The organism is Streptomyces herbicida (assembly GCF_032656585.1).
GTDB classification, from domain to species: Bacteria; Actinomycetota; Actinomycetes; order Streptomycetales; family Streptomycetaceae; genus Streptomyces; species Streptomyces herbicida.
Genome location: NZ_JAUYWJ010000012.1, coordinates 185,303 through 210,564 on the forward strand (window position 1 = coordinate 185,303; position 25,262 = coordinate 210,564).

Sequence of the window (25,262 nt, forward strand, 5' to 3'; positions counted from 1 at the left end):
CTAATCTCCTCGCAGTTGCTCGTTCATGATCAGAAAGGCCCCGAGGCCGTGGAAGTCGTTCGTGGCCCGGGTGCGGGCGACGTAGTACGCGTAGTCGCCGACGTTCGTGCCGATGGAGATGTCGGCGAGGTTCGTGCGGCCGTCCGCGCCGATCTCGACCTTCGCCAGCACGCCCTGCTGGCCGCGCCGGGCCACAGCCGCGAAGTGCCGGTCCAGATAGCCCTGTTGAGCGCCCCGGGACAACGCGTAGGTGAACATGCTGGAGCAGGACGTCTCGGTCCAGTTGTCGGCGCGTCCGCCCTTGTCGACCACCTGGAACCAGCGTCCGGTCGCCGGGTCCTGGTACTTCTCGAGACCGGCCGCGAGCCGCCGGAAGATGTCGAGGAGCTGGGGCCTTCGCGGATGGCCGGCCGGGATCGCGTCGAGCACATCGACGATCGCCATCGAGTACCAGCCGATCGCCCGGCACCAGTGCTCGGGCGCGAGCCCGGTGTGCGGGTCGGCCCAGCTCGCCGTCCTCGACTCGTCGTAGGCATGCTTGAGCAGCCCGTTCGCCACCTGGAGATGGCGGCCGTAGACGGCGAGTTGCCCCGCCGCCTCGTCGTTCGTGTACGTGCTGTCGCCGAACTCCCTGCCGTACTCGACGAGGAACGGGTTCACCATGTAGACGCCGTCGGCCCAGAGTTGATGGGCGCGGCTGCTGTTGTCGGCGTGCCAGAAGCCGCCGTCGGCGGTGCGCGGGTAGCTACCCAGGCGGTCGCGGATCTTCTTCGCCGCCTTGCGGTAGCGGTCCTGGCCCGTCTCGTGGTGCAGGATCACCAGCAGCCGGCCGGCCTGCATGCTGTCCAGGTTGTTGAAGGACTGGCCGATGGAGCCGTCGCTCTTCACGAAGCGGTCCACGTAGCTCTTCAGGTAACTGAGGTAGCGCGCGTCGTGGGTGCGCTTGTAGGTGAGGTACTGGCCGTAGAGGTAGAGGCCCACCGGGTACGACCAGCCGCCGAGGGTGGCCGGTGTGTAGCGGGCCATGGTGGAGTCGACCACGGCCCTGGACCAGTCGGTGGCGGCGGCAGGCCGGTGCGGGGCGGGGGCGGCGACGGCCGGGGGGACGGCGGCGGGCAGCGCGGCCAGGCCACCCGTGGTCAGCGCGAGTGCCGTCAGCACCGCCCGCAGACGTCGGCGTCTCATGTTCCTCCTTCGCGATAGGCGTATGCGAGGACTCGGCCTGCGTCCGCGAGACGCACGAGGTCGCGTACGAGGTGATGGTCGGGGGCGTGCCGACAGGCGGGGTCGGTGCGGGCGGCGTCGCCGGTGAGCGCGTACGCCTGGCAGCGGCAGCCGCCGTGGTCGGTGCTGCGCAGGGCGCAGTCACGGCAGGGATCCCGCATCCAGGACTCGCCGCGGAACGCGTTGAAGGCCGTCGACTGCCGCCAGATCCAGTCGAGCGGGCGGTCCTTCACATTCGGCGGGTCGAGGCCGGGGAGGGCGGCCGCAGCGGGGCAGGGCAGGGTCGTGCCGTCGGGGGCGACGGTGAGCGAGACCCTGCCCCAGCCGCCCATGCAGGGCTTGGCCGTGGCGTCCACGAGGTCGGGCGCGACCCATACCAACTCCGGACCGTCACGTAGCCGTTGACGCCAGTCGGCCACCGTGTCGCGGGCCCGCCGGGTCTGCTCGGGGGTCGGCAGCAGGACGGTCCGGTTGCGCAGCGCCCAGCCGTGGAACTGGGTGTTGGCGAGCTCGATCCGGTCCGCGCCCCAGGCCACGCCGAGGGCGATCAGGTCGTCGAGGGCGTCGAGATTGCCGCGGTGCAGGACGACGTTGAGCCCGAAGGGAACCCCTGCCGCCCGGATCAGCCGGGCGGCCCGCTCCTTGGCCGCGAACGAGCGGGCGCCCGCGATGCGTTCGGAGGCCACCGGGTCCGCGTGCTGGACGGAGAGCTGGACGCTGCGCAGTCCGGCCTCCACGAGTGCGGCCAGCCGCCGCTCGCCGAGTCCGAGCCCGCTGGTGACGAGCTGGGTGTACAGGCCCGCGGTGTCGGCGGCGGCGACGATGTCCGGCAGATCGCGCCTCAACAGCGGTTCGCCGCCCGACAGGTGGGTCTGGACGACACCCAGGGCAGCCGCCTGCCGGAACACGCCGGCCCATTGCTCCGCGGTCAGCTCTTCTGACCGACCGACCAGTTCGACGGGGTTGGAGCAGTACCCGCAGCGCAGCGGGCAGCCATGGGTGAGCTCCGCGAGCAGGGCCCACGGGGGATCCGGGGTCATGTCAGCCAGCCCTCCTTCCGCAACGCGGCGAGAAAGCAGGGGACTTCGACGGCGACCGGTGCCCCGGGGTATCCCCCGCGCAGTTCGGCGACGATCTCGCGCACTTCCCGGCTGCCGTCGCACAGCCGGAGCACGCCGCCCGCCCGGCCGTGCAGGACGACCACGCGTTCGGGCAGCAGCAGGAGATCGGTGCCGCGCACCCGGTCGTGGCGCAGCGTCACGCCCCGGGACAGGACGGGACGCCAGGTCATGGCCCGCCCCCGGTGCAGCTGTCTCCCTTGTCGACGGAGTCCAGCAGCGCCCACAGCACGTCGCACTTGAAGTCCAGTGCGGCCACGGCCCGTTCCTGCTGCTCACGGGTGCGGGCCCAGGAGTGGACGAGGGCGAGGGCCTCCTCGCCGTCGCGGGCGCCCTGGCCGACGCGGGTGCGGAAGTAGGCGAGGCCGGCCGGGTCGATCCACGGGTAGTGGCGTTCGAAGGCGGCGATGCGGGTGCGCATCAGGTCGGGCGCGGACAGCTCCGTCAGGGAGGCGGCGACGGCCTCCAGCGCGGGACGCCGACGGCAGAAGGTGACGTACCCCTCGACCGCGTGGCGCACCCCGGGCAGCACCCGGGAGGTGTCCCACAGTTCGTCCCGGGTGAGGCCGGCCGCCTCACCGAGCCGCAGCCAGCGTTCGATGCCGCCCTCGCCCTCGGCCGTGCCGTCGTGGTCGCGGATGCGGCGCAGCCAGGCGCGTCGGAGCGCGGGACGGTCGAGTTTGGCGAGGACGAGGGCGTCCTTGACGGGGATGTGCCGTTGGTAGTGGAAGCGGTTGGCGATCCAGCGGCGCAGTTCACCGGGGGTGAGTTCGCCGCGGTGCATCCGCAGGTTGAAGGGGTGGCGGTCGTGGTAGCGCTCGGCGGTGACGGCGCGCAGCCGCCGGGTGAACTCGGCGGCCGGCCACGGGGGCGCGGTGCCGTCGGCGCGTACGGGTGTCGCGGTCATGGTGCGATTCGCCGTGCCTCGGGTCAGCGGTCGCCGAGGGCGTAGGCGGTCACTTCGAGTGCGGTTTCCACGATGGTGTAGCCAGGGCTTTGCCAGACGTTTTCATCCGATGTCTCCTGAACGGTCCGTTCCGTCTGGCAGGCCTCGGGCAGGGTCTCGTTCATGTGTACGTACCTGCTTTCCTGAGGGTGGGGTTCTCAGTTGCGCAGAAAGGCGCCAATGGCGTCGATGTTCACATGCATGCACGCAGTTCATCGACACGTTCAACGGTGCGATACAGAGTCCCGGGATGACAGGCCGCGGTCAATGGTCCGGACCGATAACGTCGGATGCATTTCCAGCCATCCTCCGTCTCCGAAACTGACTCGCCGGTCAGTTCGGGCGGATTCGGCGGTCAGGAATGCATTGGGGCCCGTGATCGTTGACGATGGTGGTACCACCTGTCGACAAACCGAAGGATCAAGAGCTCGTGAGCAGCAAGGTCCCCCCGATCATCCTCAACAACGGCGTCGAGATGCCCCAGCTGGGCTTCGGCGTCTGGCAGGTGCCGGACGACGAGGCCGAGCGTGCCGTCGCCACGGCGCTCGAGGCCGGGTACCGCAGCATCGACACAGCGGCGATCTACGGCAACGAAGAGGGCACCGGCAAGGCGATCGCCGCCTCCGGCCTGCCCCGCGAGGAAGTCTTCGTCACCACCAAGCTCTGGAACAGCGACCAGGGGTACGACGCCACGCTGCGCGCCTTCGACGTGTCCCTGGAGAAGCTGGGTCTGGACTACCTCGACCTGTACCTGATCCACTGGCCGCTGCCGTCCCGGGGCAAGTACATCGAGAGCTACAAGGCTTTCGAGAAGCTCCTCGCCGACGGCCGGGTCCGTGCCATCGGCCTCTCCAACTTCCTTCCGGAGCACCTGGAGCGCCTGCTGGCCGAGACCTCGGTCATCCCGGCGGTCAACCAGATCGAACTCCACCCGCATCTGCAGCAGCACTCGGCCCGCGAGTTCCACGCGGAGCAGGGCATCCACACCGAGGCCTGGTCCCCGCTCGGCCAGGGCAAGGGGCTGCTGGAGGTGCCGGCGATCGTCGCCATCGCCCAGAAGCACAACCGCACCCCGGCCCAGATCGTGCTGCGCTGGCACCTCCAGCAGGGCAACATCGTGATCCCCAAGTCCGTGACCCCGTCCCGGATCAAGGAGAACATCGACGTCTTCGACTTCAGCCTGGACACCGAGGACCTCGCGGCGATCAGCGCGCTGAACGAGGACCGGCGGCTGGGTCCGGACCCGGCCACCTTCGACATGGGCTGAGGCCCGCCGTCGGCCCGGGCCGAGCCCCGCTTCCGTACGACCGTGTGCCCCGCCGGGCGGCCTTCTCCGCCCGGCGGGGCACACGCGTCACGAGGCGAGGCGCCGGTCAACCGCCCAGCACAGGGCCTCAGTCGGGGTGCACGTCCGCGTGGACGACCTCGAACTCCTCCAGCCCGGTCACGGTGACATGCGCCTTGGCCGTCCCTTCGTGCCGGGCCATCGCCTGGGCCGAGCGGGAGGCGGCCATGGACTCGTGGTCGACGAACAGGATGTGGACCATGCCGCGTCCGCGGTCCCGGTCCACGAACAGGGAGGCCCTGGCCAGCCCGTGGAGGGTCTCCATCCGGGGCAGCACACTGGCCCGGAACGTGTCGGCGACCAGGTCCGTGTCCGCGGGCTCGAACTCCAGCCTGGTGATGCGCAGTCCACCGGCCGTCCTCGGTATCTGCTGCGCGTGGAAGACCGCCACCTCGTAGTTGTCGACCGACACGGTCCCCGCGAACGGTTCCAGGAGGGAACCGCGCCGCTCGCGCATCACCTCGTTGCTGTTGCGCCTGGCCTCCTCGGAGTCCCACCAGCTCGCGGCGAAGAGCTTGCCCAGCTCCCGGTCCACGAAGACGCCCGCACCGCGGTAGCCCGGACGCTCTTCCAGCAGGTCCCGTCCCGCCGTGTTCAGGGCTCTGACGGCCGTATCGATCTTCGCGGGATCGCCGGTCACGTAGACGGTCCGTACGAACATGACGCCTCGCCTCCCAGAAGCCGTGTGCATGTCGGGCGCAATTCCGGAATGGCCGATATCGCCAGTGTTCTCTGGCGGGCAGATCACCGCAAACGGCACACGCAACACCCGTTCGCGCCACAGGACTTGACGGGGCCACGTAAAGAGCGCCAAGTTGTACGGACCCGGTAAGGAAAGTTTCCTAACAGAAGGGTCCCCCACAGTGCGCGTTCGAACACTGACCCTCGCCGCGGCCTCCGGGGCCGCACTGCTCGCCGCCGGTGTGCTCCCCGCAAGCGCCTCCGGCACCACCCCGAGGTCCGCCCAGGAGGGCTCGGTCAGCGCGGCCGATCTGCTCGCCAAGGTGAAGTCCTGTTCGCAGATATCCAACGGCAAGTACAAGACCGACGACGAGACCTCGGCCAGCATCCCCGTGTGCGGCAAGAACGGCGCGGTGTTCTGGAAGGCCGACATGGACATCGACTGCGACGGCCAGCGCACCACCAACTGCAACGAGGACCGCGACCCCTGGTACCAGGACGACACGGCCTTCCACCAGTCCAACGGCAAGCCCCTGAAGGCCGAGTCGCTGCCCTATGTCGTCGTGCCCAGCTCCAGCAGCATCTGGAACTACTCCAGCGCCGGCATCAAGGGCGGCGGAGTGGTCGCCGTCATCTACAACAACAAGGTCGAGTACGCGGTCGTCGGCGACACCGGCCCCACGAAGATCATTGGCGAGGCCTCGTACGCCACCGCCAAGGCGCTCGGCATCGACCCCGACCCGGCGACCGGCGGTGTGGACTCCGGCGTGACATACATCCTGTTCAAGAACTCCAAGGTCTCCCCCATCGAGAGCCACAGCGCGGCGGTGACTCTCGGCGACCAGCTGGCGAAACAGTTCCTGCAGAACAACTGAGCCGGGAGGGGAGAAGAGCCCGGTACCGCGCCTGGGGCGGTACCGGGCTTCCCGCGTACGTCAGTTGGGCTGCCCGACCGGCCGGACGACCACGGTGTTGACGTCGACGCCGTCGGGCCGGCGGATCGCCCAGACGACCGTGTCGGCGATCTGGTCGGCGGTCAGGAGGTGGCCGGGCGGAAGGCTGCCCAGGCCGTCCCAGAACGGGGTCTCCACCCGCCCGGGGGCGACCAGGGTCACGCCCACGCCCCACTCGGTGACCTGGCGCCGGGTGTTCTCGGCGAGGCCGGTGACCGCCCATTTCGTGGCGCCGTAGAGGTTGCCGGGCGTGTTGACGAACCCGGCGACGCTGCCGACGAGGACGATCCTGCCCCGGGTCTCCTTCAGAGCGCCGACGGAGGCCCGGATGAGGAGGGCCGGGCCGAGCACGTTGGTCAGCACCATGTCGGTCCACCCGGCGGGATCGCCCTCCGCGACCGAGTCGTGAGTGGCGGAACCCGCGTTGGCGACGACCGTGTCGAGCCGCCCGAACTCCTTCAGCGTGGCGGCGACGGCCGCCTGCACGTCGTCGTACTCGGCCGTGTTTCCGACGATCGTCAGCAGCCCGTCCGGGTTGCCGAGCCCCTCGGCGAACTCGCGCAGCCGCGGCTCGCCCCGGCCGGTGACGGCGACCCGGTGTCCGGCGTCCAGCAGCTGCCGGGCGACGGCTGCGCCGATGCCGCTGCCGCCGCCGGTGATGAGCGCGACCGGAGAGTCGGTCATGGTTACCCCCTGTGTTTCGGTGAACCAGGGGAGTTCATCATTTGGAGCGCTCTCGAAGTCAAGGGCGGCAGCTTGCGCGGTACGGCACCGACGGGAGGTACTGCCGAGGGCACGGCCGCCCTCCTCGGGCTGCGTGAACACGTCCTGCTCGCGCGGCTGTGCGCCAGGCGGCGAGCGGGACTGGCGGCCGGGCTGGTGTTCGCGGTCCTGCCGCCGGTCCAGCGGTACGCGCAGGAGGACCGTTCGTACGCACTGGTGTGCGCGCTGGTCCTGTGGGCGTCGTATCTGCTGGTCCGGGCGGTGGAATCCGGCACCGGGCGGGCCTGGGCCGCCTACGGCACGGTCGTGCTGTCCGCCTGTCTGCTGCACGAGTTCGCGGTTCTGGCGGGGCCGCGCACGCGGTGGCCGTCCCCCGCACGGCCCGCCGCGACTGGGCGTGTGCCGCGCTCTTCGCCGGTGCGGGCGTGGCTCCCCTGGCCGCGGTGAGCATGGGCCAGTCGGAGCAGGTGGCCTGGATAGGCGGCCCCCGGGCGGACGCGCTCGTGGGATTCGCCGGGCTCGCGCTGCTCGGGACGGGGCCAGGCGGGCACGGCGCTGCTGGTCGGCGCGGCGCTGGACCGACTGCTGCGTGCCCGAGGCCTGATCCGGGCCGGGGCGGCCCTCGCCGCGGGGGCCGCCGTCGTCGCGCTGCTGCCGGTCACCCTGAGTCTGCGCACCCCGCACAGCCGCGTCGACGACGTGACCGCCGTGGCCGCGGCCGTCCGCGCGGCGGGCGAGGGCGCCGACGGGATCCTGTACTCGCCGTCCCGGCGCCGGGTGTGGTCCCTGGTCGACCCGGATTCCTTCCGCGGGCTGCGCGATCTCGCCCTGGACCGCGGCCCGGCGGACTCGGGGCACGCTGTACGGCACCGAGGCCGCCCCCTCCGTCGTCCGGGCCCGCGTCCTCGCCGCCCGGCGGATCGTCGTCATGCGCGACCCGGCCGGGCAGCCGCTGGACACCACCGCCCAGGAGGAGACGAAGCGGCAGGTGCTCGCCACGCACGTCGACGAGTGCGGCACCCGGACGGTGCGGGGTGCGCGGGTGAGTGTGTACGCGCGCCCGGGGCGGTGCTGAGCCGCCGCCCGGCGACTACACGGGCCGTACGGCCGTGTGCACCGTGTACGCGGACAGCACGAACACATCCGGCCGCCGGTGCACGCCCGCCGGGTCGGCCGGGTCGAGGAGCCGGTCCAGCGTGGCACGGTCGTCGGCGTCGAGGGCGTCGGCGGCGGCCTCGCGGAAACGGGAGAGGGTCGCGGCGACGTGGGCGCGGGCCCGGTCCGAGGCGGGTGCGGGCAGGTCCAGCAGGAAGCTGCGGGTGCGGGTGTGTTTCAGACCTGCGGCCGCGAGCAGGGCGGGCCAGTCCTCGGTCTCGGCGACGGCGCCGGGCAGGTCGGCCCGCATCCGTGCGAACCACTCCTCCTCGAGCACATCGAGCCGCGCCTGCAGCCCCGGCCGCCCGATGCCGATGTCCCGGGGCAGGAAGCGGGAGGGCAGCCCGCCCTCCAGGAGGGCCAGGGTGCCGCCGGGGGCGAGCCGGGCGGCGAAGGCGGCGAGCCCGGCTCGCTGGTCGCCGAGGTGGTGCAGGCTGCGGCTCGCCCACAGCAGGTCGGCCGGGTAGTCCAACTCGTCCAGCACACCGGGGAGTTCACCGGCCAGGGTGCCGAAGCGGTCTCCGACGCCCTGGCGGGCGGCGCGGTCACGGGCCCGCTCCAGCAGCGGCTCGGCGCCGTCCACGGCCATGACCCGCGCGCCCGGGAACGCCTCGGCGAACAGACACGACACGACACCCGGCCCGCTGCCCGCGTCCACGATCAGCCCCGGCTCGGTCACCTCCTTCGCCAGCCAGGCCATGGCCCGCTCGTACACGGGGGCGAGCAGCTCCGCCTGCGCCTCCAGGTGCTGGGCCATGGCCGCCCAGTCGATGTAGGTGTCCTGGTGGCCGTGGCCGTGGTCGTGCTCGTGATGGTGGTGGTGCGCCATGATGGTCAGCCTCTCGTCCGGGGTGAGGCCAGCGTGCGCCGACGCACCGGACCGGGGCCAGCTCTGTTGCCGGGGCGGCAAAAAACGGAGTGCGCCCGGCAACGGGAGTCGCCGAGGATGATCCGATGGACAACGAGCTGGTGAAGCGGTTCCTCCAGGACGGGTTCGTGAAGATCGAGGGCGCTGTCCCGAAACGCGTCGCCGAGGACTGCACGGGCCTGCTCTGGCGGGAGACGGGGTACGACCCGGACGACCCCGGCACCTGGCAGGACCCGGTGGTGTGGGTGGCCGGTATGGCCCAGGGACCGTTCGCGGCCGCCGCCAACTCCCCCGTACTGCATGAGGCGTTCGACCTGCTGGTCGGTGAGCGGCGCTGGGCCCCGCGCTATTCGCTGGGGAGCTTCCCGTTGCGCTTTCCGCACGCGGCGGAGCCGGACGACGCGGGCTGGCACATCGAGGGCAGCTATCTCCCGGAGGGTGCCACCCTGTGGCACACCAACCTTCGCTCGAGGGAACGTGCGCTGCTGATGCTGTTCCTGTTCAGCGAGGTGGCCGAGGAGGACGCCCCGACCCGGATCAGGGTCGGCTCGCATCTCGACGTGCCGCCGGTCCTGGAGCCGTACGGCGATGCCGGCGCCTCGTTCCTGGAACTCGGACCGCAGGTGGCCGCGGCCTCCGCGCACCGACCGCTCACGTGCGCCACCGGCAGCCCCGGCGACGTCTACCTCTGCCACCCGTTCCTGGTGCACGCCGCCCAGCCGCACCACGGGACCCGGCCCCGGTTCATGGCTCAGCCGCCGCTGTACCTGGAGTCGCCGCTGGAGCTGGACCGACCCCACGGCGACCACTCGCCGGTGGAACTCGCGATCCGCCGGGGCCTGTCCCTGGAGGGCTGACCCCGGCGGATCACGGTCACCGCGTCACGGCAGCGGCGGGTAGGCGTTCTGCATCAGCTGCTGGAACTGGGCGCAGAACCAGTGCCCGGACAGCGGCGCGTTCGGCAGGGCGCCCGACATGTTGTTGCCGTTGCGGGCGTTGCCCGTGTACGTCGGGTCGCACATGCGGTCGAAGCCCTTGCCCTCGTCATTGGGGACGGCGGTGCTGGAGCCGTCGGACTCGCCCGGCGGCTTGATCCACACATAGGCGTCGATGCCGGTGGCCGGGGAGGCCTGCGGGCGCTCGCCGAGGCCGGGCGCCGGACTGGTTGCACCAGTTGCCCAGGTGGATACGGCGGTCGTAGCGGCCGCCGTCGACGTAGGCGTCCACGCTGGTCTTCGGGCCGGGTTCGGACGGACGCGCGGAGCCGCCCCAGCCGTTGCGGGAGGTGTCGATCAGCATGCTGATACGGAGTTGAAGCCGACCGAGACCAGCTTGGTGCGGAAGGCCTGGGCGAAGGAGAGCTCGTCGACGTAGCGGTTCCAGTCGACCCACTTCGACTGGCGGACGGTGTTGCCGTTGACCGTGTCGTCGACGGTGAAGTTGTTCTTGGTACCCACCGGCGCACTGGGAACCGCCTTCCCCCTCCCAGGAGAGGGCACCTCCCGACTCCGTCTACCGGAACGACTTCTCAGTCGCCGCCGTCCGCTCGGGAGTTGCCGTATCTCTCGGCCAGTTCGGTGACGGTCCGCGCGATGCGGTCGCGGAGTTCGACGGGTGAGAGGACCTCGATGTCCGTGCCCAGGCGCAGGAATTCGGCGTGGGCGTGGTCGACGGATTCGATGGCGATGGTGGTAAGGGTCCAACCTGTCGCGTCCGTACGGCCGTTGGCGTGGGCCGCATCGCCCGCCGGGCCGGGCAGCCGGGCGCCTGGGGCGAGTCGGACCAGCGCCTCTCCGCCGCGCAGCCGGTCGTGGAAGTCCCGCTGGTACGCCGTCCAGTATGCGGCCAGGTCGAAGGCCTCGGGGCGGGTGAACTCCTCGTCTGAGACGGTCAGTTCGAGGATCTGGTCGACGCGGAAGGTGCGCGGGCCCGGTCCGGCGACGACGTACCAGCGGCCCGCCTTCAGGACCAGTCCGTACGGCTCGAGGCGGCGCCGCACATCCGTGGGCTCGCGCCAGCGCCGGTACAGGACGTCGAGGACGCGGCCGTTCCATACGGCGTCGGCGACGGCGGGCAGATACGGGGTGTCGTCGGCGTCGGCGTACCAGCCGGGGGCGTCCAGGTGGAAGCGTCCGCTGATGCGGTCGGCGTGGGCGCGCAGTTCCGGTGGGAGCGCGGCGCGCACCTTCAGCTGGGCGGCGGCCAGGACCGGGCCGAGACCGAGGTCGGCGGCGGGTCCGGGCGCGCCCGCGAGGAAGAGGGCCTCGGTCTCGTCGGTGGTCAGACCCGTCAGGCGGGTGCGGTAGCCGTCGAGGAGGCGGTAGCCGCCGGCGTGGCCCGCGTCGCCGTACAGCGGCACGCCCGCCGCGCTCAGCGCCTCGACGTCCCGGTAGACCGTGCGGACGGAGACCTCGAGCTCCTCGGCGAGCTGGGCGGCGGTCATCCGGCCCCGGGTCTGCAGGAGCAGGAGGATCGAGACGAGTCGGCTGGACTTCACTGACACAGGATGTCAGTGAAGCGGGCCTAGCGTCCCGTGCATGGCCTTCAAGGAGAAACTGCTGACCGTGCTGCCGCCCATCGAGGTGGCCGGCCGGCACGTCAAGCGCTATCACGTCACCGCGGATCCGGCGGGCATCGCGCCGGAGGTGGAGAAGGCGGCGTACGCGATCCTGCCGCAGCTGCTGCCGGAGCCGGACGGCACGCCGCCCGCGACGTTCGTCGTCCTGCACCGGGGCGGGGACACCGGCGCCTATCTGAACGCGTACAGCTGGGTGTGGGACAACGTCCTGCACTTCCGGGGCGCCTCGGCGGGCCAGCCGGTGCTCGGCTGCCCCGACGAGGACCCGACGCACTTCATCCGGCCGGACCTGCCCTGGATCGGCTGCGTGTGGGAGCTCCCGCCGATCCAGCACGAACGGGACGCCTGGGTGCGGCATCTGCTCGCACCCGAAGTCCCGGACTTGAAGGCCTACTTGACCGACACCCTGTCCGAAGGAACCACGGGAGACCGTTCATGAGCAGCCCGCACGACTTCGACTTCTTCCACGGCGAGTGGGAGGTCAGCCACCGCCGCCGCACGGACTTCCTCGACCCCGGCAGCGACTGGGAGGAGTTCTCCGGCACCAGCAGCTGTCGGCCGCTGTTCGGCGGGGCCGCGAACATCGACGAGATCGACATGCCGCGCCTCGGGTACCGGGGCGCCACCCTGCGGCTCTTCGACCGGGAGACCGGCCACTGGTCGCTGAACTGGGCCTCCAGCCGCAGCAGGACGCTCTTTCCGCCAGTCTTCGGCCGGTTCACCGGCGACCACGGCGAGTTCTACGGCGACGACACGCACGACGGGAAGGACGTACGGGTGCGGTTCGTGTGGTCGGGGGTCTCCCCCGCCGCGGCCCGCTGGGAGCAGGCGTTCTCGGTGGACGGCGGGGAGACCTGGGTGACCAACTGGATCATGGAGTTCGGCCGGCCTGCGGCTTCCTGAAGGACCGCACGCGGAAACGGGGGTCGGGGCGGGGCCGGTCCTGGTCCGGGAGGGCCGCCAGCGCCTCGGCGAGCCGCTCCGTCAGCGGGTCGTCGGGCGCCAACAGGGTGAACCAGCCGCGCCGCAGATTGGCGATGGTGCCGCGGGGACTGCGGCCCTGTCCCAGGCCGGGGAAGGACGCCCGCCCATTGGGGAGGAGCCCGTGCTCCGCGGCGTGCGCCGCCACCGTGCCGGCCGCGTCGGGGGCGGGGCGGCGTGGCCGCGGGACGAGCGCGGCGTCGATGTCGCTGCCCACGTCGTGCGCCTCGGCCTTGTCGACCGTGGTGATGTACACCCCGCCCGGCCGCAGCACGCGGGAGCACTCGGCGACGATGGAGCCGACGTCGGCGGGATCGTCCATCAGGTGCAGCAGCCAGACGCTGGTGACCGCGTCGAACGTCCCGTCGGGGAACGGGAGTCGGCGGCTGTCGGCCAGGACGACCGAGCCGGGCAGGCGGGCCGCGGCCATCCGCGCCATGCCGTGGGCGAGGTCGGCGCCCGTGACCCTCATCCCCGGCCGGGCCGCCGCCAGCCGCCGGGTCACGATGCCGGTGCCGCAGGCGAGGTCGAGGAGGCGGCGGGTGCCGTCGGGGATCAGGCCGAGGACGGCGTCGGCGGCCGCCTCGGCCCGTGGTTCGCCGCCGCGTGAGGCGTCGTAGGCGGCGGCTTCCTTGTCGTAATCCAGCACGTACCTCAGTCTGCCCCGTGACCTGGGGCGATGTCCTCCACCCGGCGGGCGAGTCCGAAGTCCTTGGCGGTGACGGCACCGCCGGCGCTGTGGGTGTTCACGGACAGGGTCACCGTGTTGTAGCCGATGGTGAGGTCGGAGTGGTGGTCGAGCTCGTCCTGGATCCGGGCGATGTGCACGACCAGCGCCGCCGCCGCGAAGTGCGAGCCGAGCCGGTACGAACGGGTGATGCGGTCCCCCTCGAGCGACCAGCCCGGCAGTTCGGCCAGCCGGTCCTCGATCTCCTTCTGGGACAGCGGTTCGACGGGCATGGAACGGCTCCCTTCCTGGGGTCGCGTACCCGCTCAGCCTGCCACAGACGGGCCCGCTCAGCCCCTTGCGAACTCCGCCGCCAGCTCGTCCGCCGGCGCCGCGATCCGGGCCCGGCCCTCGACGCGTTCGACCCAGGCGTGGGGCAGGCCCACGTCGCCGTGGCGCGCCGGGCAGATTGCCGCAGAGGGAGCCGGTGGAGTCGCTGTCACCCGAGTGGTTGACGGCCAGCAGCAGGGCGTTCGTGACACGGGGCTCGGCCAGGGCGCCCGCCGCGTAGTAGCCGGTGGGGGGCCGTGGGTGATCCGGGCGCCGCGGGCGGCTATGGCGGAGGCCGCGACGGCGGGGTGACAAGGCCGAAGGGGGCCGAGCGCGCGCGTCACCGCACCGCAGCCCTTGGAGTCGGGGGTGACCCGTCCCGGCCTGCCGTCGAGCCGAGCCCGGGGTCGGGCGCGTACATCTGGGCGATCCCGGACAGGCAGGCGTGGCCCGGGGCCCGGCTGGGGGTGCCCCCCTCTGGGGGAGTACAGCCACGCCTCGGTGATCAGGCCGGCCGGCGAAGCGCCGCCCTCGGTGGGTGCGGCCCGGTCCGGGCCGGGCTTCGACTGGGTCTCCAGCCACCGCTCGTGGACCCGGCGCGGCAGCAGGGCCCAGCCACCGCCGATGCCCTTGGCCCGCTCCCGTGCGTGGGCCTGGACGAGGTCCTCGGCGGTGAACAGGGTCGAGGGCGTCGCCGAGCTCCCCCTGGCCCTCGGCTTCGCTCGAGCAGGGGGCCCCAGCGCCGAGAAGGCAGCCGCGGACCAGGGCCCGGTACACCGCCGTGCCCTCCCAGGACGGCTTCCAGGGCTCGTTCCTGCGCACACTCCTCGACTACGGTCGTCCGTATGACCAGTGCCGCGTCCGGCCCCGCACCGTCCGCCACCGCTACCGCCCCCGCCCTCGTCCCCGCCGACAAGGGTGTGGGTCCGCTGCTCCGTGCCTGGCGGGAGCGGCGCCGGGTCAGCCAACTGGAACTGGCACTGCGTGCCGACTCGTCGGCACGGCACATCAGCTTCGTCGAGACGGGCCGTTCGCGGCCGAGCGAGGAGATGGTGCTGCGCCTGGCCGAGCACCTGGACGTGCCGGTACGGGAGCGCAACGCGCTGCTGCTGGCGGCCGGTTACGCCCCGCACTATCCCGAGACCCCGCTGGACGACCCGGCGCTGGACGCGCTGCGGGACGGGATGGAGCGGCTGATCCGGGGTTACGAGCCGTATCCGGCGCTGGTCGTGGACGCCACGTACACGGTCGTCGCGGCCAACCGGGGCATCGCCATGCTGCTGGACGGCGTACCGGAGTCCCTGATGACGCCCGCGCCGAACGCGATGCGGCTGACGCTGCACCCGGAGGGCCTGGCGCCGCGCATCCGCAATCTGCGCGAGTGGCGCGGCCATCTGCTCGCACAGATGGATCGGCAGATCGCCCTTCATCGCTCTGACGTCCTGCGGGAGTTGTACGAGGAGGTGGCGGCCTATCCCGTCCCGGAGGACGCGCCCGCGGACGAACCGGCCGAGCCCGTCGCGTACTTCGCGCTGCCGATGCGGATCGAGCACGAGGGGCGGACCCTGTCGTTCGTGTCGTCGATCTCCACGTTCAATACGCCGATGGACGTGACGGTGGCCGAGTTGGCGATCGAGACGTTTCTGCCCGCCGACCCGGCTACCGCCAAGTACCTCCATTCGCTGGTGGGTTGACGGGCATGTGACGCTTGCGTCTGCATCGGGCACGTGTGCGAGACGGCATCGCGTGACACACTGCACGCATACTTCGGCGCGTAGGGGAGGCGTGGCGTGAGTGAGCGGCGTGCTGCGCCGACCGTGGGCCAAGTGGTGCTCGGCAAGCGGCTGCAGGAGCTGCGCGAGGCGGCCGGCCTCAAGCGCGAGGAGGCCGCCCATGTGCTGCGGGTGGCTCCGGCGACCGTGCGGCGGATGGAGATGGCCGAGGTCGCGCTGAAAATCCCCTACGTGCAGGTGCTGCTTTCGACGTACGGCGTCGCCGACGAGGAGGCGGCCGCGTTCGTGGAACTGGCCGAGGAGGCCAACCAGCCGGGCTGGTGGCAGCGGTTCCACGATGTGCTGCCGGACTGGTTCAGCCTGTATGTGAGCCTGGAGGGCGCCGCCCGGATCATCCGCTCCTACGAGCCGCACTTCGTGCCCGGTCTGCTGCAGACCGAGGAGTACGCGCGTGCGGTGATGGAGGCCGGGACGATAGGGACCTCCGGCCCGGAGACGATCGAGCGCCATGTGTCGTTGCGCATGGCCCGGCAGAGCCTGCTGGAACGGGAGCACCCGCCCCACCTGTGGGTGATCATGGACGAGACGGTGCTGCGGCGCCCGGTGAGCGTGCACGCCGAAGTGATGCGCGACCAGCTGGACAAGCTGCTGGAGTACGCGGAGCGGGACCGGATCACCCTCCAGCTCGCCGAGTTCGCCTCCGGCCCGCATCCGGGGACGTACGCTCCCTTCACGCTGTTCCGGTTCGCGGAGCCCGAACTGCCCGACATGGTCTTCACCGAGTATCTGACCGGCGCCCTGTACCTGGACTCGCGCCGGGAGGTCGGGGCGCACCTGGAGGTGCTGGACCACATGACCGCGCGAGCCGCGTCCGCGCGGCGCACCGAGAAGATCTTGCGTGAGTACCGTGAGAACCTCTGAGGACGGAGCAGACACCGCATGAGCGAATCCGAGGCCGGGCGCATCACCATCGACACGAGCAGGCCGCATCCTGCGCGGGTGTACGACTGGTGGTTGGGCGGCAAGGACAACTACCCGGTGGACGAGGAGCTGGCGCGGAAGATCCTGGCCGCGGACGGCACGGCGGTGCGCGGGGCGCGTGCCAACCGGCGGTTCATGCACCGGGCCGTCCGTACGGCGGCCGAGGCCGGGATCCGTCAGTTCCTGGACATCGGCACCGGCATTCCCACCGAGCCCAATCTGCACCAGGTGGCGCAGGGTGCGGCTCCGGAGTCGAAGGTGGTGTACGCGGACAACGACCCGATCGTGCTGCGGCACGCCGAGGCGCTGCTGAGGGGCTCCGCCGAGGGCAGCACGAACTACGTCCACGCCGACGTCCGCGACCCCGACACCATTCTGCGTCTGGCGGGTGAGTCCCTGGACTTCGGCCGCCCGGTCGCGCTGTCCCTGGTGGCGCTCACCCACTATCTGGGTGAGGAGGACGACGTGTACGGCCTGATCGAGCGGTACGTCGCGCGGCTCGCCCCGGGCAGCCATCTGATCCTCTCCCAGGTCACGCAGGATCTCAGCCCCGAGGGCGTGGCCCGGGCGGCGGAACTGTTCCGCAGGAGCGGCACGCCGTTCTATCCCCGTACGCTGGCGGAGTTCTCCAGGTTCTTCGACGGCCTGGAACTGCTCGGGCCCGGTGTGATCCCCGTCTACGGGTGGCGGCCCGATCCGGAGGACGTGGCGGCACAGGCGGAGGGCATCGTGCCCGTGTACGCGGGGGTCGCGCGCAAGCCCTGACCCGGACGGGTGCGGCAGACAGGTGCGCATCCCTTCTCGCCCCTAGGTTGGAACCAAGGGCAAGCAAGGGAGCGCACGCGACCGACCGCGAGGGCGGCCGGCCTCCGACGACGCGAAGGAGGCCGGATGCCCTCGGACGCGGTCCTTTACCAGGCGGCTGCGCTGTGCCTGACCTATCCGGACGACGACTTCGTCGCCCGGCTGCCGCTGCTGCGCGAAGCCGCGCCGCAGCTGCGGGAGTTCAGCGACTATGCGGCCGTGACCCCGCTGTGCGAACTGACCGAGCACTATGTGCGGGTCTTCGGGCTCGGGCACCGGCACGGCCTGTACCTGAGCCGATGGAACAACGGCTGCATCGGGCGGCGGGGCGGGTCGCTGGTGCGGTTCGAGGACGTCTACCGGGAGCACGGCCTGGAGTTCAGCGGCGAGGAACTGCCGGACTTCCTCCCGGCGGTGCTGGAGTGCACCGCCCGGACCGGCAGCACGGAGCTGCTCACGGAGCACCGCGACGCGTTGGAGGGGCTCCGCTCCCGGTTGACGGAATTCGGTACGCCCTACGCATCCGTACTGGACGCGGTCTGCGCGACGCTGCCGACGACATAGGCGGCTACGCGGCACCGCCCTTCTCGTCCCGTTCGTCGTCGACGATCTCCGCGTCGACCACGCCCTCCTCGTCCTGCGGCGGTGCGGCGCTCTCCCCGGCAGTCGGCGTCTGCTGCTGGGCCTGGGCGTACATGGCCTGCCCCATCTTCTGGCTCACGGTGGCGAGTTTGTCGACGCCGGTGCGCAGAGCGGCCGTATCGGCATTCTGCTCAAGGAGAGTCTTCACCTCCCCGGCCGCCGCCTCGACCTCGGACTTCGTCTCGGCGGGCACCCGGTCCTCGTTGTCCCGGATGAACTTCTCGGTCTGGTAGACGAGTTGTTCGGCCTGGTTGCGGGTCTCGGCGGCCTCGCGGCGCTTGCGGTCCTCCTCGGCGTACTGTTCGGCCTCCCGCATCATGCGGTCGATGTCGTCCTTCGGGAGGGCCGAGCCCCCGGTCACCGTCATCTTCTGCTCGCGCCCGGTGGCCAGGTCCTTCGCCGAGACGTGCATGATCCCGTTGGCGTCGATGTCGAAGGCCACCTCGATCTGCGGGACTCCGCGCGGGGCGGGCGGCAGGCCGGTGAGGTCGAAGACGCCCAGCTTCTTGTTGTAGGCGGCGATCTCCCGCTCGCCCTGGTAGACCTGGATGCCGACCGACGGCTGGTTGTCGGTGGCCGTGGTGAAGATCTCCGAACGGCGGGTCGGGATCGTGGTGTTGCGCTCGATGAGCTTGGTCATGATGCCGCCCTTGGTCTCGATGCCCAGGGACAGCGGGGTGACGTCCAGCAGGAGCACGTCCTTGACGTCGCCGCGGATCACGCCCGCCTGCAGGGTGGCGCCGACCGCCACGACCTCGTCGGGGTTGACGCCCTTGTGCGGGTCCTTGCCGGTGAGCTCCTTGACCAGGTCGGTGACGGCGGGCATCCGGGTCGAGCCGCCGACCAGGATGACGTGGTCGACCGCGGAGAGCTTCACGCCGGCGTCCTTGACCGCCTGGTGGAAGGGGGTCTTGCAGCGGTCGAGCAGGTCGGCGGTGAGCTCCTGGAACTGGGCGCGGGTCAGCTTCTCGTCCAGGTGGAGGGGGCCTTCGGCGGAGGCGGTGATGTAGGGGAGGTTGATCGTCGTCTCGCTCGAGCTGGACAGCTCGATCTTGGCCTTCTCGGCGCCCTCGCGCAGCCGCTGCAGCGCCATCTTGTCGTTGCCCAGGTCGATGCCGTTCTGCCCCTTGAACCGCTTGACCAGGTGTTCCACGATCCGCTGGTCCCAGTCGTCGCCACCGAGGTGGGTGTCGCCATTGGTGGCCTTCACCTCGATGACGCCGTCGCCGATCTCCAGGAGGGAGACGTCGAAGGTGCCGCCGCCGAGGTCGAAGACGAGGACGGTCTGCTCCTCGCCGCGGTCGAGGCCGTAGGCGAGGGCGGCGGCCGTGGGCTCGTTGATGATCCTGAGCACCTTCAGACCGGCGATCTCCCCGGCCTCCTTCGTCGCCTGCCGCTGGGAGTCGTCGAAGTACGCCGGTACGGTGATCACCGCGTCGGTGACATCCTCGCCGAGGTAGGCCTCCGCATCCCGCTTCAGCTTCTGCAGCACCCGCGCCGACAGCTCCTGGGCCCGGTAGCGGGTGCCGTCGACGGAGCCGCTGTCCGGGAAGCGCCAGGCCGCATCGCCCATGTGCCGCTTCACCGAGCGGGCGGTGCGCTCCACGTTCGTCACGGCCTGTCGCTTGGCGACCTCGCCCACCAGCACCTCGCCGTTCTTGGCGAAGGCCACGACCGACGGCGTGGTCCTCGCCCCCTCGGCGTTGGCGACGACGGTGGGCTCGCCGCCCTCCAGGACGGCCACCACCGAGTTCGTCGTGCCGAGATCGATCCCGACCGCGCGTGCCATTGCTGTCCCCTTCCGCCCGGCGTTTCCCCGACTCCAGCACAAAACTTGAGCGGGCTGTTGTCAATGCCGGGTACCCGGAAACGGCGATGCCGCGCCCTGCGGGACGCGGCATCCGGGAAGGTGGTGCGGGTCAGGCGAGCTTCGCCGACAGAGTGATGGTGGTGCCGGTCAGGGCCTGGCTGACCGGGCAGTTCTTCTTGGCGTCCTCGGCGGCCGCGGCGAAGCCCTCCTCGTCCAGGCCGGGGACGGTGCCCTCGACGGTGAGGTGGATGCCGGTGATGCCCTCACCCGGCTGGAAGGTGACGTCCGCCGAGGTGACGAGCTTGGTGGGCGGGGTGCCGGCGCCGGTCAGGCCGTGCGACAGCGCCATGGAGAAGCAGCTGGAGTGGGCGGCGGCGATCAGCTCCTCGGGGCTGGTCTTGCCGTTCGCCTTCTCCGCGCGCGACGGCCACGACACCGGCTGCTGGCCGATGCCGGAGGAGTCGAAGGTGACGACACCGTTGCCCTCGATCAGGTTGCCTTCCCAGACGGTGTGTGCGGTGCGCGTGGTGGCCACGGTTGTTCCTTTCGCGTGGGAGCCCCATTCCGGGTTCTGCGAGTCCCATCCGATCACATTCGGACTCACTGCACCTTGAAGACGGGCCCACGCGGGGTGAACGGCAGCCGGCCGCCCTGCGGGATCAGATAGGCGTGCTCGCGCCGTACGCGCAGCACGTCGCACCAGCCGTCGGTGATGACCAGCACCGGGGCGCCCGGCGGGAAGTCGTCCGCCCGGTGCAGCAGGTCGATCCCGGGCTGCAGGACCGTACCGCCGCGGCCGTGCACCCGTACCCGGCCGGCGATCTCGGTGACCGGCAGATAGCCGGCGTCGTGCGGCGCCGCGTCGCAGAAGACCACCCGGGCGGCGGGTACGTCGCGGGCCTCGGCGTACGAGGCGATCGCGCCCAGCGCCTTGCCGAGCAGCGTGCGGTCCATGGAGCCGGAGGTGTCGAGGACGACGCCGAAGGTGCAGCGGGCGACCTCCTCGGGCGGGAACCAGCGGCCCGCGCGCGGGATGTCGGGGGTGGCCGACTGCCGGCGCGAGGGGCGGCCGTACGACCGCACCGCCTCCGGACGCGGTACGAACTCGTCGAACCAGCGGGCGAGTTGTGCGTCCCAGGGCATCGGCGGCTGGCTGAGCGCGCGGATCTCCTCGACCAGGCCGCCGGGCAGGAAGCCGCGCTCCTGCGCCTGGTGCAGGTCCAGGCCCCGGGCGAGGCCCCGGCGGTAGAACTCGTCGAGGTCGACGTAGTTACGGGGCGGGCCGAGCGGGGCGCCGAGCATGTCGCCGAGGCCCTTGCCGCGCAGGGTGGCCAGGCGCCGCATCCGGCGCAGGTCGCCGGCGATCCGGTCGTACACCTCCTCGGCGGACAGGCCGGTCAGCTCCGGGTCGTGGAGCGCCCCTTGGGGCATGGTGCCGATGCCCATCTCGCCGAGCCAGGCGTTGATGACGTAGTCGCAGGCGATGTTGAACAGGTAGTGGTCGCGGGTGCCGCAGCGGTCGCCGTGGCGCAGGGCGGCGTGCAGCATCTCGTGGGCGAGGACGAACCGCCACTCCTCGTCCTCGAGGGTGCGCAGCGGGTTGATGTAGATCTCGCCCGCTTCGGCGTTGACGGCGGCGACGGAGATGTCGTGGGCGCGGGCGAGTTCGGCGTCGGCGACCAGCTTGATGCCGGCCGCGATGCCGCCGAGCAGCGGGTAGGAGGAGATGAACCAGCTCAGGGCCTTCTCCCAGGGGCGCAGCGGGGTCGGGTCGCCGGACATGGCGTCACGGCGGCCGCCCGCCATGTCCATCGCCGTGGCCATGGTGCGGGTCAGGGCGTGGGCGAAGGCGAGCTGCCAGTCCGGGAGCTGTCCGGCCCACTTGTTCCAGGACACCAGCAGCTGGTCGGGGTCGCCGCCGGCCGTGCCGCAGCGCTCGTACGCGGCCGGCACGCCCGTGCGGCGCCACTGTGCGGCGAGCTGCTCCTCGTCGCCGTCGGGGTACGCCGGCGGCAGATGCTCCGGTGCCTCGCCGACGGGGAAGGTCTGCAGGAACCGGTTGACGACGGCGCAGCGGGCGGCGAGGTCGTGGCGGTCGGGCTGTGTGCGTTCGCCGGTGGCGGACGGGAGGTGTCCGAAGCCGAGGTGGATGGTGGCGTGGGCGAGGGCCCAGGCCCATTCGGCGGGCTCGGCACGGCGGGTGGGGTGGGCGTGCAGCACTCCGTCGGAGTCGGCGCGGACGAGTCCGGCGCGCGGCGCGAGTCCGCAGTCCGGGTGGCGGCAGATGGTGAACTCCACGGCGCGCAGGGCGGGGTTGGCCCGCATCAGCGCCACGCCCGCCGCGAACTCCTCCGCGGCCGGGTCCTTCTTCTTCGGCTTCGCCCCGCGGGCACGGCTCATCGGCGCGCCTCCACCAGCCGGGGCATGTCCCGGGCCGCCTCGATCAGGAACCAGGCGGGCAGGACGGGGTTGCCGTCGGCGTCGGCGGCGATGACGCTCTGCGCGACCTCGACGGAGATCTCGGCGAGCTGCACGAGCAGGGACTTGGCGCGGTACGCGGTCTGCCGCCCGTTCGCCGACATGTGCTCCTTGCTGACGGGCAGTTCCTTGACGAGGCGGCCGCGGAACGACTCCGCGAGGTAGTACAGCAGGTCGCGGTCCTCGATGCGGTGCGGCCAGCCGGCGTCGCCCTTGAGGATCGCCTCGATGCCGAAGCGGCTGCGAACGATCTTGACGTAGCCGCAGAAGGCGGTCGCGTGCGTCGGCGTCAGCGTGCCGTGCGCGAGGACCTTGAGGGTCTCCTCGTCGAGGTCCCGGCCGAAGGAGTGCAGCGCGTCGGAGAGCATGTGCCAGGAGCGCGGGGTGGAGAACGGCTCCTCGGTCTTCGGCGGCCTGGACCACAGATGGTCGGGCCGGTCGGTGACGTGGTCCACGATCCAGGGATGGATGCCGTTGCCCGCGGCCCAGGCGAGCCAGTCCCGGGCGGATGCCTCCAGGTGGACGTGGGCGAGGCGGTTGACGAGGGCGCTGGCGATGGGGCGGGCGAGGGCGTTGTCGGTGGCGCGGTTTCCGGCGCCGACGACGATGGACCCCTTGGGCAGCTCGTAGTTGCCGATACGGCGGTCCAGGATCAGCGAGTAGAACGCCTTCTGCACGTCCGGGGTGGCCGCGTTCAGCTCGTCCAGGAACAGGCAGTACGGCTCGTCGCGGGCGATCGCCTCCGGCGGGCAGAACACCGACCGTCCCTCGCGGATCTGCGGGACGCCCATCAGGTCCTCGGGGGCGAGCTGGGTGCCGAGCAGGCTCACGCACTCCAGGCCCAGCGATTCGGCGAACTCCCTGACCAGGGAGGACTTTCCGATGCCGGGGGCGCCCCAGATGAAGACGGGCCGGACGGTGGCGAGGCCGAGCAGCAGCTCGGGGAGACGGGCAGGAGTGACCGTGACGGCAGCCTGCAAGACCAGGACTCCTTGGGGATGTTCGAGGATGTGCGACTCGAACAGTGTGGGTGCGCGTCCCCTTGGGCGCAGCCGAATTTCAGGCGGCCCGCTCCGCCTCGGTCTCCGGGGTGAGCGGCACCTGGGGGCCGTTCGCCTCGCGCAGCCAGCGGCGCAGCACGCGGTGCACCTGCTCGGCGCCGGCCAGGTCCTGCCCGTCGGCGGCGGGCGCGGACAGGGCGAGGGGCGACAGCAGGAACGGTTTCGCCTGGGCGCCGCCGAGTCCGCCGTGGGAGCCGATCTGCTCCTCGAAGGCGAGGACTTCGCCGTCGGCGGGGTCGTACCAGGAGTTGACCATGATGTCGGCGGTGTGCGGGAAGGAGTGCGTCCGGCGGACGGCGTCGGCGGCGCCGGGACCGAAGCAGGCCAGCGGGCCGGGGTGACCGTCGAGCCGGTCCAGCGGGATCTCCGCGCCGTTCGCGCCGAGGACGAGACCGCCGTGCCGCTCGCTGCGCACCAGCAGGAAGCCGATGCCGGGGTGGTCGGCGAGGGTGGCCAGCAGGGCGGGGTGACGGGCGTCGATCTCCTCCCTGGTCATGCGGTGCGGCACGTCCGGGAAGGAGACCAGGCCGAGGTTGCCGGAGGCGAGCACGATGGGATCCGAGTGGCGGCCGGTGGGGCGGTGACGTTCGCCGCGTTCCTCGACGGGCCGGCGCAGGGCCGCCCGCACGGCGGCTCGTGCCTCGGCGCCGGTTGGGGTCTGCCCTGCTCGAGCGAATCCGAGAGCTTGGGGAAGGGTGCGTTCGGCCCTGCGGGGTACGGGCAGTGCGCAGCCGGCGCGGACCAGGTCGCCGAGGCTGAGGCCGTAGCGGGCGTGGAAGGTCTCGCCGGGGCTCTGGCCGTGGTCGGAGAGCACGACGATCCGGTAGGGGCGCGGGGCGTGTTCGGCGACCTTCTCGATGAGGGCGAGGGAGCGGTCCAGCCGCTGCAGCACCTTCTCTGCGTCGCGGCTGCGGGGCCCGGAGTGATGGGCGACCTCGTCGTAGGCGACGAGGTCGGCGTAGACGGCGGTGCGGCCGGCGAGCAGGTCGCCCATCACCGCGGCGACGACGACGTCGCGTTCGACGACGGTCGCGAAGGCTCGGACGAGGGGGTAGAGCCCCCCGCGTTTGACGCGTGGACGCTGCCCCCGTGCCCGGGCCCGGGTGGACTGGCCGATCTCCCGGCAGACCTCGGCGGTGAAGGAGAGCGCGGTGCGGACGGCGTTGGCCGGGTCGGAGAAGTAGGCGAAGTAGCCGGCCCGGGAGCGGTTCTCGCGGCCGCGCCTGCGGGTGGCGATGGACAGCACGAGGGCCTGTTCGCCTGCGCCGCCGCTGAACAGGTTGCCGCGGCTGGCGCCGTCCGCGGAGAGCAGTCCGCCGTCGCGGGTGCGCTCGACGGCGCGGCGCTGGAGCTCGGCGGCGCTGGTCGGGCGGTTGCAGACCATCACCTCGTGGCTGTCCTTCTCGTACCAGCGGAACGCGGGGATGTCGAAGTTGGAGCCGTGCAGGATGCCGAGCTGGCTGGCGCCGGTCTGGCTGGACCAGTCGGTGCGCCAGGGGGTGAGCCGGTGGGTGGGCCGCCGGCCGTCGGCGGCGCCGGTCCAGCGGGCGACGGTGGGCATGAGCCCCTTGCGGACGGCGTCGGTGAGCACGTCGTGGCCGACGCCGTCGAGTTGGACGAGGACGGTGCCGGGGGCGGCCGGGCAGGGCGGATGGGATCTGCGGCGGCGGTCGGCGAGCCGGTAGAGCCTGCGCCGGTAGGCGTCGTCGTCGCGGACGGCGAGGGCTGCGCCGGTGGCGGAGGCGACGGCGGACATCACGGCGGCCACGATGACGGCGGTCTCGGGGGCGGCCTCGCTGCTTCCGGAGGGGTTGATGCGCAGCGCGACGAGCAGCAGGGAGCCGTTGAGGAAGAAGACCAGCAGGCCGAGGACGAGGGCGGGCACGAGCAGCAGCAGCCGTACCAGGAGCGGCCAGACCACGGCCGACAGGACGCCGAAGGCGCCGGCGCCGAGGGCGGCGGTGACGGCGATGCGGGTGGCGCTGTCGCCGTCGGCGGACTGGAGCTGGAAGTCGGGCAGGAGTCCGGCGAGGACGAGCATGGTGAGGGTGGAGACCGCCCACACCGTGACGCTCCGCCCGACCTGACTGGCGATCCGCCGCCAACGCCCGCCACGCACGCCCCGTACACCTCACGTCCCGGCCCGTCGCCGGCGCGGGCCTGGGTCCACCTTGTCACAAGGAG

Annotated in this window: 27 protein-coding genes and 1 pseudogene; 11 read left to right on the plus strand and 17 right to left on the minus strand. The window is 71.7% G+C overall.

What is annotated here, in order from left to right; translation table 11 throughout:
• The 5 genes from Q8A52_RS25365 to pqqA are packed head-to-tail and all read right to left on the minus strand — an operon-like array spanning nucleotide 1 to nucleotide 3,413.
• Nucleotides 1–1,185 (minus strand): glycoside hydrolase family 88/105 protein, encoded by a 1,185-nt coding sequence (locus Q8A52_RS25365; protein ID WP_316755514.1) that lies wholly within the window; start codon nucleotides 1,183–1,185, stop codon nucleotides 1–3.
• Nucleotides 1,182–2,264 carry a pyrroloquinoline quinone biosynthesis protein PqqE gene (gene pqqE, locus Q8A52_RS25370; RefSeq protein ID WP_316755516.1) on the minus strand — a complete coding sequence of 361 codons (1,083 nt, stop codon included), beginning with the start codon at nucleotides 2,262–2,264 and terminating at the stop codon, nucleotides 1,182–1,184. Before pqqE ends, Q8A52_RS25365 begins: the two co-directional genes overlap by 4 nt.
• A complete protein-coding gene (gene pqqD / locus Q8A52_RS25375; protein WP_316755518.1) occupies nucleotides 2,261–2,515 on the minus strand; it encodes a pyrroloquinoline quinone biosynthesis peptide chaperone PqqD in 255 nt (84 codons plus the stop codon). Before pqqD ends, pqqE begins: the two co-directional genes overlap by 4 nt.
• On the minus strand, nucleotides 2,512–3,249 hold the full coding sequence (gene pqqC, locus Q8A52_RS25380; RefSeq protein WP_316755519.1) for a pyrroloquinoline-quinone synthase PqqC: 738 nt from the start codon (nucleotides 3,247–3,249) through the stop codon (nucleotides 2,512–2,514). The genes pqqD and pqqC overlap by 4 nt, the downstream gene beginning before the upstream one ends.
• Nucleotides 3,250–3,272: 23 nt before the next feature.
• On the minus strand, nucleotides 3,273–3,413 hold the full coding sequence (gene pqqA / locus Q8A52_RS25385; protein WP_316755521.1) for a pyrroloquinoline quinone precursor peptide PqqA: 141 nt from the start codon (nucleotides 3,411–3,413) through the stop codon (nucleotides 3,273–3,275).
• Nucleotides 3,414–3,718: 305 nt separating this feature from the next.
• On the opposite strand from pqqA, the gene Q8A52_RS25390 reads away from it, so the two are divergent.
• Nucleotides 3,719–4,555, plus strand: coding sequence for an aldo/keto reductase (locus Q8A52_RS25390; RefSeq protein WP_316755523.1), 837 nt, complete (start codon nucleotides 3,719–3,721; stop codon nucleotides 4,553–4,555).
• A gap of 127 nt (nucleotides 4,556–4,682) precedes the next feature.
• On the opposite strand, the gene Q8A52_RS25395 is transcribed toward Q8A52_RS25390, so the two are convergent.
• A complete protein-coding gene (locus Q8A52_RS25395; RefSeq protein ID WP_316755524.1) occupies nucleotides 4,683–5,294 on the minus strand; it encodes a hypothetical protein in 612 nt (203 codons plus the stop codon).
• 202 nt (nucleotides 5,295–5,496) lie between these two features.
• On the opposite strand from Q8A52_RS25395, the gene Q8A52_RS25400 reads away from it, so the two are divergent.
• Nucleotides 5,497–6,189, plus strand: a complete 693-nt coding sequence (locus tag Q8A52_RS25400; protein WP_316755526.1) for a glycoside hydrolase family 75 protein — start codon at nucleotides 5,497–5,499, stop codon at nucleotides 6,187–6,189.
• Between the two features lie 60 nt (nucleotides 6,190–6,249).
• Here Q8A52_RS25400 and Q8A52_RS25405 read toward each other — a convergent pair whose 3' ends face one another.
• On the minus strand, nucleotides 6,250–6,951 hold the full coding sequence (locus tag Q8A52_RS25405; RefSeq protein ID WP_316755528.1) for an SDR family oxidoreductase: 702 nt from the start codon (nucleotides 6,949–6,951) through the stop codon (nucleotides 6,250–6,252).
• A 72-nt stretch (nucleotides 6,952–7,023) separates the two neighbouring features.
• On the opposite strand from Q8A52_RS25405, the gene Q8A52_RS25410 reads away from it, so the two are divergent.
• Entirely contained in the window at nucleotides 7,024–7,437 is a 414-nt protein-coding gene (locus tag Q8A52_RS25410) for a glycosyltransferase family 39 protein (protein WP_316755529.1), read from the plus strand.
• A gap of 481 nt (nucleotides 7,438–7,918) precedes the next feature.
• A complete protein-coding gene (locus Q8A52_RS25415; protein ID WP_316755531.1) occupies nucleotides 7,919–8,065 on the plus strand; it encodes a hypothetical protein in 147 nt (48 codons plus the stop codon).
• Between the two features lie 15 nt (nucleotides 8,066–8,080).
• On the opposite strand, the gene Q8A52_RS25420 is transcribed toward Q8A52_RS25415, so the two are convergent.
• Nucleotides 8,081–8,974, minus strand: a complete 894-nt coding sequence (locus Q8A52_RS25420; RefSeq protein WP_316755533.1) for a class I SAM-dependent methyltransferase — start codon at nucleotides 8,972–8,974, stop codon at nucleotides 8,081–8,083.
• A 125-nt stretch (nucleotides 8,975–9,099) separates the two neighbouring features.
• Here Q8A52_RS25420 and Q8A52_RS25425 point away from each other — a divergent pair, with 125 nt between their 5' ends.
• Nucleotides 9,100–9,870 carry a phytanoyl-CoA dioxygenase family protein gene (locus Q8A52_RS25425; protein ID WP_316755535.1) on the plus strand — a complete coding sequence of 257 codons (771 nt, stop codon included), beginning with the start codon at nucleotides 9,100–9,102 and terminating at the stop codon, nucleotides 9,868–9,870.
• 24 nt (nucleotides 9,871–9,894) lie between these two features.
• Here Q8A52_RS25425 and Q8A52_RS25430 read toward each other — a convergent pair.
• Nucleotides 9,895–10,455, minus strand: a pseudogene (locus Q8A52_RS25430) (glycoside hydrolase family 6 protein); the annotation flags it as partial.
• Between the two features lie 86 nt (nucleotides 10,456–10,541).
• Nucleotides 10,542–11,510 carry a helix-turn-helix transcriptional regulator gene (locus Q8A52_RS25435; protein WP_316755537.1) on the minus strand — a complete coding sequence of 323 codons (969 nt, stop codon included), beginning with the start codon at nucleotides 11,508–11,510 and terminating at the stop codon, nucleotides 10,542–10,544.
• Nucleotides 11,511–11,550: 40 nt separating this feature from the next.
• Here Q8A52_RS25435 and Q8A52_RS25440 point away from each other — a divergent pair, with 40 nt between their 5' ends.
• Both Q8A52_RS25440 and Q8A52_RS25445 read left to right on the plus strand, forming a co-directional pair.
• A complete protein-coding gene (locus tag Q8A52_RS25440; protein WP_316755539.1) occupies nucleotides 11,551–12,030 on the plus strand; it encodes a hypothetical protein in 480 nt (159 codons plus the stop codon).
• The gene (locus Q8A52_RS25445; RefSeq protein WP_316755541.1) at nucleotides 12,027–12,494 is read left to right on the plus strand and encodes a hypothetical protein; all 468 of its coding nucleotides are present in this window, start codon (nucleotides 12,027–12,029) and stop codon (nucleotides 12,492–12,494) included. Before Q8A52_RS25440 ends, Q8A52_RS25445 begins: the two co-directional genes overlap by 4 nt.
• On the opposite strand, the gene Q8A52_RS25450 is transcribed toward Q8A52_RS25445, so the two are convergent.
• Together Q8A52_RS25450 and Q8A52_RS25455 are read right to left on the minus strand one after the other, a co-directional pair.
• Nucleotides 12,463–13,221, minus strand: coding sequence for a class I SAM-dependent methyltransferase (locus Q8A52_RS25450; protein ID WP_316755543.1), 759 nt, complete (start codon nucleotides 13,219–13,221; stop codon nucleotides 12,463–12,465). The two genes, Q8A52_RS25445 and Q8A52_RS25450, sit on opposite strands and share 32 nt — an antisense overlap.
• 5 nt (nucleotides 13,222–13,226) lie before the next feature.
• On the minus strand, nucleotides 13,227–13,532 hold the full coding sequence (locus Q8A52_RS25455; protein WP_316755544.1) for a 4a-hydroxytetrahydrobiopterin dehydratase: 306 nt from the start codon (nucleotides 13,530–13,532) through the stop codon (nucleotides 13,227–13,229).
• A gap of 882 nt (nucleotides 13,533–14,414) precedes the next feature.
• On the opposite strand from Q8A52_RS25455, the gene Q8A52_RS25460 reads away from it, so the two are divergent.
• The 4 genes from Q8A52_RS25460 (at nucleotide 14,415) to narJ (ending at nucleotide 17,651) form a co-directional block, all read left to right on the plus strand.
• Nucleotides 14,415–15,263, plus strand: coding sequence for a helix-turn-helix domain-containing protein (locus Q8A52_RS25460; protein WP_316755546.1), 849 nt, complete (start codon nucleotides 14,415–14,417; stop codon nucleotides 15,261–15,263).
• Between the two features lie 96 nt (nucleotides 15,264–15,359).
• A complete protein-coding gene (locus Q8A52_RS25465; protein ID WP_316755547.1) occupies nucleotides 15,360–16,223 on the plus strand; it encodes a helix-turn-helix domain-containing protein in 864 nt (287 codons plus the stop codon).
• An 18-nt stretch (nucleotides 16,224–16,241) separates the two neighbouring features.
• Complete coding sequence (locus tag Q8A52_RS25470) at nucleotides 16,242–17,048, plus strand: SAM-dependent methyltransferase (protein ID WP_316755550.1); 807 nt, start codon at nucleotides 16,242–16,244, stop codon at nucleotides 17,046–17,048.
• Nucleotides 17,049–17,174: 126 nt separating this feature from the next.
• The gene (narJ, locus tag Q8A52_RS25475) at nucleotides 17,175–17,651 is read left to right on the plus strand and encodes a nitrate reductase molybdenum cofactor assembly chaperone (protein ID WP_316755552.1); all 477 of its coding nucleotides are present in this window, start codon (nucleotides 17,175–17,177) and stop codon (nucleotides 17,649–17,651) included.
• 4 nt (nucleotides 17,652–17,655) lie between these two features.
• Here narJ and dnaK read toward each other — a convergent pair whose 3' ends face one another.
• From dnaK to Q8A52_RS25500, 5 genes are all read right to left on the minus strand, one after another.
• A complete protein-coding gene (dnaK, locus tag Q8A52_RS25480) occupies nucleotides 17,656–19,518 on the minus strand; it encodes a molecular chaperone DnaK (protein ID WP_316755554.1) in 1,863 nt (620 codons plus the stop codon).
• 130 nt (nucleotides 19,519–19,648) lie between these two features.
• Nucleotides 19,649–20,074, minus strand: coding sequence for an OsmC family protein (locus tag Q8A52_RS25485; protein ID WP_316755556.1), 426 nt, complete (start codon nucleotides 20,072–20,074; stop codon nucleotides 19,649–19,651).
• A gap of 65 nt (nucleotides 20,075–20,139) precedes the next feature.
• The gene (locus Q8A52_RS25490; RefSeq protein ID WP_316755558.1) at nucleotides 20,140–21,939 is read right to left on the minus strand and encodes a vWA domain-containing protein; all 1,800 of its coding nucleotides are present in this window, start codon (nucleotides 21,937–21,939) and stop codon (nucleotides 20,140–20,142) included.
• Nucleotides 21,936–22,997, minus strand: a complete 1,062-nt coding sequence (locus Q8A52_RS25495) for an ATP-binding protein (protein ID WP_316755560.1) — start codon at nucleotides 22,995–22,997, stop codon at nucleotides 21,936–21,938. Before Q8A52_RS25495 ends, Q8A52_RS25490 begins: the two co-directional genes overlap by 4 nt.
• A 79-nt stretch (nucleotides 22,998–23,076) precedes the next feature.
• Nucleotides 23,077–25,197 carry a phage holin family protein gene (locus Q8A52_RS25500; protein WP_316755561.1) on the minus strand — a complete coding sequence of 707 codons (2,121 nt, stop codon included), beginning with the start codon at nucleotides 25,195–25,197 and terminating at the stop codon, nucleotides 23,077–23,079.
• Between the last annotated feature and the right edge of the window lie 65 nt (nucleotides 25,198–25,262).